Consider the following 9386-nt stretch of genomic DNA (forward strand, 5'->3'; position numbering starts at 1 on the left):
GCCCTACCGGGCCACGACGACCGTGTCCCAGAAGTCGGCGAAGGCGCGGGCCGTCTCCAGGGGGCGGTCGGTGTTGGGGGAGTGCTCCGCGTGCGGTACGACGGTGCGGTGGGCACCGAGCCGCACCGCCATCTCGTCGAGCAGCGGCACCGGCCAGGTGTCGTCACGGGAACCCGACAGGACGTGGAAGGGCAGCGGCAGGGCGGCCAGTTCGGCGACCCGGTCCGGCTCGACGCACAACTGGCTTCCGGTGGCGATCAGTTGGGCGGGCTTGGTGGCCAGCCAGCGGCGGCGCAGGTCGTCCCGGTCGTCGAGCCCCGGGTCCAGCTCCGCGCCCTGCTCCGGGTCCGTGTCCGGTGCCGCCGCGGTGTCCGTCTCCTCGGGCGGCTCCATCGCCTGGATCGCCTCCCACACCGCTGCCATGTCCATCACGGTGAGCGCGTCCCTGAGCAGCTTCACGCGCTGCTGCTGCGAGGCGGAGATCCGGGCGGGCCCGGAGGCCATGAGCGTCAGCGACACGAACGGGGACGCGTCCAGGAGCACCGCGGCCCGGGCGATCTGCCCGCCGAGCGAGTGCCCGACCAGATGCACGGGCCCACCGACGGCCGCGGCCTGCGCGAGCACGTCCTTGGCCAGCTCGTCCTGCGCGTACGCGGACTCCTCGGCCGCCGGACCGTCCGACTCGAACTGACCCCGCCCGTCCACGGCGACCGTACGGTACCCGCGGGCCGCGAGCGGCTCGTGCAGGGGGTTGAAGTCCTCCTTGCTGCCGGTGAACCCGGGCAGCAGGAGCGCGGTGCCCCGCGCCGGGACACCGTCCGCCGCGGGCGCCTCGACGACGGCGAAGTCACCGCGCGCGGTCGGCAGACGGTGGGCACGGGCGCCGGGGGGCGGGGCGAAGGTCGGGGGCCTGCTCATGGGGCGAGGCTATCCGGCGGAGGTGACGGGGAGCGGGGCGGGCCGGGCCGGGCGTGTGAACGCCGATGGCCCGGCCCACACGAGGTGGACCGGGCCATCGGCGTCGAACGGGTGCTCAGCCCTCCGTGGACTCCACGGCGGCAGCGGCCTTGCGGGTGCGGCGCACCCGGGGCTTGGCCTCCGGCTCCTCGGCGGTCTGGGCCGGGATGTCGGCGGCGACGGCCTTCTTGCGGGTCCGGCGCGGCTTGGCCTCCACGGCCTCCACGGCCTCCACGGCCTCCGCGGCCTCCGCGGACTCGGCGACGGCCTCCGGGGCGGCGGCAGCGGTCTTCCGCGTCCGGCGCTTGGGCTGCTCGACGACCTCGGCGGTCTCCACGGTCTCCGCGGCGGCGGTCGCCTTGGCGGCGGCCGTCTTCCGCGTGCGGCGAGGCTTGGCCTCGACGCCCTCGGCCGTGTCCACGGCCGCCTCGGCGGCAGCGGCGGCGGTCTTGCGGGTCCGGCGCGGCTTCACCACCGTCTCCTCCGCGACCTGGACCGGGGCCTCGGCCGCGGTCTCCGCGGGGGCGGCCTTCTTGCGCGTACGGCGCGGCTTGGCCTCCACGGCCTCCACCGTCTCGACGACGGTCTCGGCAGCGGTGGTCTCCACCGGCGCCGCCGCCTTCTTGCGGGTCCGGCGCGGCTTGGTCACGACGGCCTCGGCGACGGTCTCCGCGACCTCGGTGGCCTCCACCGTCTCGACGACGGCCTCGGCGGCAGCGGCGGCCTTGCGGGTACGGCGGCGCGGCGCGACGACGGGAGCCTCGGGCTCCGCGGCCGGCGTCGGCTCCACCGTCTCCACCACGGGCGCGGCCTCCACGGCCTCCGCGGTCCTGCGGGTCCGGCGACGGCGCGGCTTGGCCTCGACGGCCTCGGCCGTGTCGACGGCCGCCACGGCGCTCTCCGCGACCTCGGGCGCCGCGGCGACGGCCGTCACCGGCGCCGCCTCGGACCCGGCACCGGCACGCGTACGGCGACGGCGGCGCGGGGTCCGGGTCGCGGGCGCGTCCTCGGTCACCGCGGAACCGGTCGTCGTCTCGGCCACCGGCGCGGCCGTGCCGTCCAGCGGGGCGCCGCCACGGGTGCGGCGACGGCTGCGCGGGGCACGGGAGGTGCGCTCGCGCTGCTCGGCGGGACGCGACTCCTCACGGCCGCCACGGCCACCGCCACGGCGGTCACCGCGACCGCCACGGCCACCACCGCGACCGCCGGTCTCGCCCAGGTCCTCCAGCTCCTCCGCGTCCAGGCCCGCGCGGGTGCGCTCGCCACGCGGCAGGACACCCTTGGTGCCGGCCGGGATCTTCAGCTCCTCGAAGAGGTGCGGGGAGGTGGAGTACGTCTCCGGCGGGTCGTTGAAGGAGAGCTCCAGCGCCTTGTTGATCAGCTGCCAGCGCGGGATGTCGTCCCAGTCGACGAGCGTGATCGCGATGCCCTTGTTGCCCGCGCGGCCGGTACGGCCGATGCGGTGCAGGTACGTCTTCTCGTCCTCGGGGGACTGGTAGTTGATGACGTGGGTCACGCCCTCGACGTCGATGCCGCGCGCGGCGACATCGGTGCAGACGAGGACGTCGACCTTGCCGTTGCGGAAGGCGCGCAGCGCCTGCTCGCGGGCGCCCTGGCCGAGGTCGCCGTGGACCGCGCCGGAGGCGAAGCCGCGCTGCTTGAGCTGGTCGGCGAGGTCGGCCGCGGTGCGCTTGGTGCGGCAGAAGACCATGGCCAGTCCCCGGCCGTCGGCCTGCAGTATGCGCGCGACCATCTCGGGCTTGTCCATGTTGTGCGCGCGGTAGACGTGCTGCGAGATGTTCGCGACCGTCACGCCCTCGTCGTCCGGCGCGGTGGCGCGGATGTGCGTGGGCTGCGACATGTAGCGGCGGGCGAGACCGATGACCGCGCCCGGCATGGTCGCCGAGAACAGCATGGTCTGACGCCGCGGCGGCAGCATGTTGATGATCTTCTCGACGTCGGGCAGGAAGCCCAGGTCGAGCATCTCGTCGGCCTCGTCGAGGACGAGCGCCTTCACGTGCTTGAGGTTGAGCTTCTTCTGGCCCGCGAGGTCCAGCAGCCGGCCCGGGGTGCCGACGATCACGTCGACGCCCTTGCGCAGCGCCTCCACCTGGGGCTCGTAGGCGCGACCGCCGTAGATCGCCGTCACACGGACGTTGCGGACCTTGCCGGCGGTGAGCAGGTCGTTGGTCACCTGGGTGCAGAGCTCGCGCGTGGGGACGACGACGAGGGCCTGCGGGGCGTCGGTGAGGTCCTCGGGCTTGGCGCGCCCGGCCTCCACGTCGGCGGGGACGGTGACCCGCTCCAGCAGCGGGAGGCCGAAGCCCAGCGTCTTGCCGGTGCCGGTCTTGGCCTGGCCGATGACGTCCGTGCCGGAAAGGGCGACGGGGAGCGTCATCTCCTGGATGGGGAAGGGGTTGATGATGCCGACGGCTTCGAGGGCCTCGGCGGTCTCGGGAAGGATTCCGAGATCTCTGAACGTCGTAGTCAGGGTGCTGCCTCTTCTGTGTACGCGGCGCGAGGCGAGCGCGGGGGTCTCATCAAGACCGTGCTGGGGACGTCGACTTGCCTTACGGGCTGGCCGTGAAGGCGCGGGACCTCTGCCGACGCTCTAGCGCTCGAACCGCTGAGGGTCCCTCCGGATGCCGTACGCACAGTGCCGTACGGGCCAGGAGAGCTGTCAGGTCGGAGCCGATCGGGCCACCGACCGGGCATCCTCATACGTGCGGCCCGTCGAATACGGCGTCGTCACAGACGTACCTATTCAGCAGGCGCATTACCACCATACCCCGGAAACGCGCACATGTGACGGCCGAATTGGTCACGTAGTCGTCGTCACACTGATTGACCAGGGACTTCCACCGCTCGGCGAGCGGACTATTGTGCGCTTCATGACGACGCCTGACAACACCTCCGACGCACCCGCCGAACCCACCGGAGTGGCCGCCCAGAACTGGGACCGGGCCGCCACCGACCCGCAGTACCGGGCCGCGGTCGTCGACCTTCTCGGGGCGCTCGCGTACGGCGAGCTCGCGGCGTTCGAGCGGCTCGCGGAGGACGCCAAGCTGGCGCCGACGCTGGCCGACAAGGCGGAGCTGGCCAAGATGGCGTCGGCCGAGTTCCACCACTACGAGAAGCTGCGCGACCGGCTCACCGAGATCGGCGCGGAGCCCACCGCGGCCATGGAGCCCTTCGTCGCCGCCCTGGACGGCTTCCACCGGCAGACGGCGCCCTCGGACTGGCTGGAGGGCCTCGTCAAGGCGTACGTCGGCGACTCGATCGCCAGTGACTTCTACCGCGAGGTCGCCGCCCGTCTCGACGCGGACACCCGTGAGCTCGTCCTCGCCGTTCTCGACGACACCGGGCACGCCGGGTTCGCCGTGGAGAAGGTGCGTGCCGCGATCGACGCCGACCCACGCGTCGGCGGGCGGCTCGCGCTGTGGGCGCGGCGCCTGATGGGTGAGGCGCTGTCCCAGTCCCAGCGGGTGGTCGCCGACCGCGACGCGCTGTCGACGATGCTCGTGGGCGGTGTCGCGGACGGGTTCGACCTCGCGGAGGTGGGGCGGATGTTCTCGCGGATCACCGAGGCGCACACCAAGCGCATGGCCGCGCTGGGACTCGCCGCCTAGGACCCGGTCCCGGAGGGGGAGCCGCCGACGTCCCGGTCCTCGGCTAGGCCACGAGGGAGCGTCGGCGGAGTCTTCCCGCCGGGCGCAGCAGGAGCGAGAGGGACGCCACCGAGACGACCGTCGCTCCGGCGAGGATCACGAGGAGGTTGCCGGGGCCCAGGGCGCTGTGGGTGACGAAGGCGCCGAAGAGGGATCCGGCGACGCCGGTCGCGAGGACCAGCGAGCGGGCGGGCATGCGGTGGGCGAGCCGGTGGGCGGCCACGCCGGCCAGGACCAGACCGAGCAGAGCGGAGCCGAGCGCTTCCAGCACCATCATCGAGAGGTCCCTCCCACACGGCCACACTGCGCGTCACGGTCTCTGCCCGTCTTACCCGTGACCTGCGGAATGCAATCCTCCCCTGTGGAGGAGATGTGCTCCGAATGTGGATCCGAATTCCACGGACGGACGCGGACGAGGAAGGGCCCGGCGACCATCGGCCGCCGGGCCCTTCCCCTCTGTGCGCTCTGTCCTACAGCGCGCCGAAGCCCACCTTGCGCGGTGCCGCCTCGCCGAGCTCGACGTACGCGAGCCGGTCGGCCGGGACCAGGATCTTGCGGCCGTGCTCGTCCGTGAGGCTCAGGAGCTGAGACTTTCCGGCGAGCGCGTCGGCCACCACTCGCTCGACCTCCTCGGCGCTCTGACCGCTCTCCAGAACGATCTCGCGCGGCGCGTGCTGCACGCCGATCTTGACCTCCACGGCTATGTCCCTCCGACGGTCGGTGAAGTGCGCGATCTACCGCGCCGTACCCAGCACACATTAGCCCGGTGAGGGGACGTACACGCTCCGCCTGAGAACGCCATCAGCGAACAGCCGACGGGAACAAACGCGCGCGGAGCCGACCTCCGGGGGGAGCGCGTCAGTGGCCGTCCACGCCGTGCAGCGGGAAACCGGCGATGCCCCGCCAGGCCAGGGACGTCAGCAGCTGGACCGCCTGGTCGCGCGGCACGCTGCGGTCGCTGTGCAGCCAGGACCTGGCGACGACCTGGGCGAGGCCGCCGAGACCGGACGCCAGCAGCATCGACTCGGCCTGCGACAGACCGGTGTCCTCCGCGATGACCTCGCAGATCGCCTCGGCGCACTCGTTGGTGACCTTGTCGACGCGCTCGCGCACCGCCGGCTCGTTCGTCAGGTCCGACTCGAAGACCAGACGGAACGCGCCGCCGTCGTCCTCGACGTACGCGAAGTAGGCGTCCATCGTCGCCCGCACGCGCTGCTTGTTGTCGGTCGTCGACGCCAGCGCGGTGCGTACGGACTGGATCAGCGCCTCGCAGTGCTGGTCCAGCAGGGCCAGATAGAGGTCGAGCTTGCCCGGGAAGTGCTGGTAGAGCACGGGCTTGCTCACTCCGGCACGCTCGGCGATGTCGTCCATCGCGGCCGAGTGGTAGCCCTGCGCCACGAAGACTTCCTGGGCGGCGCCCAGCAGCTGGTTCCGTCGGGCACGGCGCGGCAGGCGCGTGCCTCGCGGGCGCGCCGCCTCTGTCTGCTCGATGGCTGTCACGCCGCCTCCCATAAGTCGTCCACTTGCGGTGTGCGCCGCGCGGCCATCGTACTTTTCGGTAACCGTGGTGTGCGCGGTGCGAGCGCAGAATTTCACGGACCGGACGGTGACGAAAGCCATGCAAAGGTTTCAAAGCGGAATCCGGTGGGCAGGCGCTACGCTCCCCGCCCGCTCCCGATGCCGGCGGAAGTCGCTCATGCGAGCGACGGTCGTCCGGTGTCAGCGGTAGTCGTCCTCGCCGTCCGGGACGGCGCGGGCCTGCTCGATGACGTCGGCCTCGTTCGCCCGGCCGGGATCGACGTCGGTCAGCGGATCGTCGTCGCCGGGGGAGACCTCGGTCAGCTGCTCGGCGGCGTCGTCCTCGGGGGCCTCGACGCCGAGCTCCGCGGCGCCGCGCTCGTCGAAGGTGTCGGGATCGCTCGGATCGTAGGCCATCGCGGGCTCCGTTCCTTGGAAGGTCCCTGGGAGGCGGGGGCCGCACGCGCGTCCCCTGCGTACGAGCCTAGGAGACCCGCGTTGCGGACGCCATGCGGTGTGGAATCCTGTCCTCCGCGAGTGCCACGGGATCCCGGTCCGTCACGTGTGACTCTTGTGACGGCGAACACATGAACCACTGCGTGATCGTCTCGTAACATTGCCGCATGTCTTCGACCGAGCTGCCGTCTGTGCCGGCCACCAACGTGCTCCCGAAGGTGGCGCCCGTCAGGGTCGCGGAGGGGGAACGGCTCCGGTCGGTCGGGCTCCCGGGCATCACCTTGACGGTCCGGTCGAGACCCCCCGCCGGTGAGGGCCTGCCGCCCGCGCTGTACGTGCACGGCCTCGGCGGTTCCTCGCAGAACTGGTCCGCGCTGATGCAGGAACTGGAGGGGGACGTCGACGGCGAGGCCGTGGATCTGCCCGGCTTCGGCGACTCCCCGCCACCGGACGACGGCGACTACTCGATCACGGCCCACGCGCGCGCGGTGATCCGCTTCCTCGACGCCTCCGGACGCGGCCCCGTGCATCTGCTGGGCAACTCGCTCGGCGGCGCGGTCTCGACCCGGGTCGCCGCGGTGCGCCCGGACCTCGTCCGCACGCTCACCCTCGTCTCGCCCGCCCTCCCGGAACTCCGCGTCCAGCGCACCGCCGTCCCCACGGCGCTGCTCGCCCTGCCCGGCGTGACCGGCCTGTTCGCCCGCATGAGCCGCGAGTGGACGGCCGAGCAGCGCGTCCGCGGGGTCCTCGGGCTCTGCTACGGAGATCCCGGCCGGGTGTCGGACGACGGCTTCCGCAACGCCGTCGAGGAGATGGAACGCCGGCTCCAACTGCCGTACTTCTGGGACGCGATGACACGCTCCGCGCGCGGGCTGGTCAACGCGTACACGCTCGGCGGGCAGCAGGCGCTGTGGCGCCAGGCCGAGCGCGTCCTCGCGCCGACCCTCCTCGTCTACGGCGGTCGCGACCAGCTCGTCGGCTACCGCATGGCCGCCCGCGCCGCCCGCTCCTTCCGTGACTCCCGGCTGCTGAGCCTGCCGGAGGCGGGGCACGTGGCGATGATGGAGTACCCGGAGACGGTCGGCCGCGCCGTCCGCGAACTCCTCGCCGACCAGGGCCCGTTGGACGCCGGTTCCGCGAACGTGGGGAGCTGAGGGGCGCGGTGGGACGCCATAGCCGTCGCGGACCCGCCCCCAAGGGCGGCTCCGCCGACAAGACCGCCAAACGGGGCGGCGCGGGGGCCGAGGGGGCTTCCCGGCCCGCTCCGGGGTTCCCCAGGACCCCCGACGGGACGCCGGCGCACGGATTCCCGAGACTTCCCGACGGCACCCCGGCGCACGGGTTCCCGCGGCTGCCCGACGGCACGCCCGCCCAGGGCACCGCCCGCTACTCCGGCGGCGGTGGCCCCCAGGCGCGCGGCGGCCATCCCGAGCAGCGTGAACCGGGCGGCGGCTGGGGCGATTTGGGCGCGCAGGGCGGCACGGGCGCGCCCGGACCCGCCCTCCCGCGGCAGCGGCGGGGGCGCCCGCCGGGCGGGCCCCGACAGGACTACCTCGACGCGTTCGAATCCGGCGCGCTCGACGAGGGGGACGTCTTCGCGCCGCGCACGCCCCGCGCGCGGGGGCGCTACCAGGCGCGCGCCGTCGACCCGTACGGCTTCCCCCTCGACGCCGACCCGGACGGTGACGGTGACGGCGGCGGAGTGCCGCCTGCGGGGGCGCCCGCCGCGGCCAAGGGCGGCAAGGGGCGGGCGTTCACGGGCGTCGCGGCGGCGGCCGTCACGACCGTGCTGGCCGTCGTCGTGGCCGGGCAGGTCGCGGCCGGGCGGGACGACACCACGACCCTGTCGCAGTCGGCCGGACAGGCGCGGGACGCCGGGGACCAGGCCTCGCGGTCGGACGGGCGCACGACGCCGTCCCCGTCGGCGAGCGCGGTCACCCTGACGTACGCGCAGCAGATGGACCGGAAGTACCCGCTGGCGGCGGATCTCGCCGGGTCCGGGAAGTTCGACGCGGTCAAGGGGGTCGACAAGGCGCCCGGGACCGGCCGGAAGTACACCTACCGGGTGGACGTCGAGCAGGGCCTCGGGCTCGACGCGCAGTTGTTCGCCGACGCCGTGCAGAAGACGCTGAACGACGACCGGAGCTGGGCGCACAACGGGGCCCGCACCTTCGAGCGGATCCACTCGGGCAAGCCCGACTTCGTGATCACGCTGGCCAGTCCCGGCACCACCGCCGACTGGTGCGCGAAGTCCGGCCTCGACACGACCGTGGACAACGTCTCCTGCGACTCGGCCGCCACCGACCGCGTGATGATCAACGCGTACCGGTGGGCCCAGGGCTCCAAGACGTACGGCGACAAGATCCACGCCTACCGGCAGATGCTGATCAACCACGAGGTCGGCCACCGGCTCGGCTATCACCACGTGACCTGCGACAAGAGCGGCGACCTCGCGCCGGTCATGCAGCAGCAGACCAAGTTCCTGGAGTACGACGGCATCACGTGCAAGGCCAACCCCTGGGCCTATCCCGGGAGTTGACGGACGCCGCCGGTGGGACACGGGCCCGCGCCCACACCACCCGTCGCGCCTGACGCAAAGTAACTCCTTGATCTCTTAGCGCGATCGAACGCGAACCGCACGGGAAAGTTACGACCGTTCACCCCTTTTGGTGGGGGGGGGGGGGGGGCCCCCCGGGCCCCCCCCCCCCCCCCGCGAAGGTGCTGACGCCGCGCGCCCCCCCGGGGCCCCGGGGGGCCCCCCACCGGGCAGGGGGGGGGGGGGCGGGG

Annotated in this window: 9 protein-coding genes; 3 read left to right on the forward strand and 6 right to left on the reverse strand. The window is 73.2% G+C overall.

Going from position 1 to position 9386, the window contains the following annotated elements; translation table 11 throughout:
• Positions 1–3: 3 nt before the first annotated feature.
• Both ACIPSE_RS07275 and ACIPSE_RS07280 read right to left on the reverse strand, forming a co-directional pair.
• The gene (locus ACIPSE_RS07275; protein WP_401658390.1) at positions 4–918 is read right to left on the reverse strand and encodes an alpha/beta fold hydrolase; all 915 of its coding nucleotides are present in this window, start codon (positions 916–918) and stop codon (positions 4–6) included.
• Positions 919–1033: 115 nt separating this feature from the next.
• The gene (locus tag ACIPSE_RS07280; protein ID WP_401658393.1) at positions 1034–3355 is read right to left on the reverse strand and encodes a DEAD/DEAH box helicase; all 2322 of its coding nucleotides are present in this window, start codon (positions 3353–3355) and stop codon (positions 1034–1036) included.
• Positions 3356–3848: 493 nt separating this feature from the next.
• Between ACIPSE_RS07280 and ACIPSE_RS07285 the strand changes: the two genes are divergently transcribed.
• A complete protein-coding gene (locus ACIPSE_RS07285) occupies positions 3849–4586 on the forward strand; it encodes a ferritin-like fold-containing protein (RefSeq protein WP_401658396.1) in 738 nt (245 codons plus the stop codon).
• A 43-nt stretch (positions 4587–4629) separates the two neighbouring features.
• On the opposite strand, the gene ACIPSE_RS07290 is transcribed toward ACIPSE_RS07285, so the two are convergent.
• The 4 genes from ACIPSE_RS07290 to ACIPSE_RS07305 all read right to left on the reverse strand — a co-directional run bounded on the left by ACIPSE_RS07290 (position 4630) and on the right by ACIPSE_RS07305 (position 6560).
• On the reverse strand, positions 4630–4899 hold the full coding sequence (locus ACIPSE_RS07290) for a hypothetical protein (RefSeq protein ID WP_401659736.1): 270 nt from the start codon (positions 4897–4899) through the stop codon (positions 4630–4632).
• Between the two features lie 196 nt (positions 4900–5095).
• A complete protein-coding gene (locus ACIPSE_RS07295) occupies positions 5096–5323 on the reverse strand; it encodes a DUF3107 domain-containing protein (protein WP_401658398.1) in 228 nt (75 codons plus the stop codon).
• A gap of 160 nt (positions 5324–5483) precedes the next feature.
• Entirely contained in the window at positions 5484–6125 is a 642-nt protein-coding gene (locus tag ACIPSE_RS07300) for a TetR/AcrR family transcriptional regulator (protein ID WP_401658401.1), read from the reverse strand.
• A gap of 219 nt (positions 6126–6344) precedes the next feature.
• Positions 6345–6560, reverse strand: a complete 216-nt coding sequence (locus ACIPSE_RS07305; RefSeq protein ID WP_401658404.1) for a hypothetical protein — start codon at positions 6558–6560, stop codon at positions 6345–6347.
• A gap of 206 nt (positions 6561–6766) precedes the next feature.
• On the opposite strand from ACIPSE_RS07305, the gene ACIPSE_RS07310 reads away from it, so the two are divergent.
• Positions 6767–7753 (forward strand): alpha/beta fold hydrolase, encoded by a 987-nt coding sequence (locus ACIPSE_RS07310; RefSeq protein WP_401658407.1) that lies wholly within the window; start codon positions 6767–6769, stop codon positions 7751–7753.
• A gap of 8 nt (positions 7754–7761) precedes the next feature.
• A complete protein-coding gene (locus tag ACIPSE_RS07315) occupies positions 7762–9138 on the forward strand; it encodes a DUF3152 domain-containing protein (RefSeq protein ID WP_401658409.1) in 1377 nt (458 codons plus the stop codon).
• Positions 9139–9386 lie beyond the last annotated feature (248 nt).

It is taken from the genome of Streptomyces sp. NPDC090106, assembly GCF_044747265.1.
Taxonomy (GTDB): Bacteria; Actinomycetota; Actinomycetes; order Streptomycetales; family Streptomycetaceae; genus Streptomyces.

What these genes read in the sequence shown, in the direction of transcription:
- ACIPSE_RS07275 (WP_401658390.1), bottom strand. Translation starts at nt 918, where the DNA reads ATGAGCAGGCCCCCGACCTTCGCCCCGCCCCCCGGCGCCCGTGCCCAC.
- ACIPSE_RS07280 (WP_401658393.1), bottom strand. Translation starts at nt 3,355, where the DNA reads ATGACGCTCCCCGTCGCCCTTTCCGGCACGGACGTCATCGGCCAGGCC.
- ACIPSE_RS07285 (WP_401658396.1), top strand. Translation starts at nt 3,849, where the DNA reads ATGACGACGCCTGACAACACCTCCGACGCACCCGCCGAACCCACCGGA.
- ACIPSE_RS07290 (WP_401659736.1), bottom strand. Translation starts at nt 4,899, where the DNA reads ATGGTGCTGGAAGCGCTCGGCTCCGCTCTGCTCGGTCTGGTCCTGGCC.
- ACIPSE_RS07305 (WP_401658404.1), bottom strand. Translation starts at nt 6,560, where the DNA reads ATGGCCTACGATCCGAGCGATCCCGACACCTTCGACGAGCGCGGCGCC.
- ACIPSE_RS07310 (WP_401658407.1), top strand. Translation starts at nt 6,767, where the DNA reads ATGTCTTCGACCGAGCTGCCGTCTGTGCCGGCCACCAACGTGCTCCCG.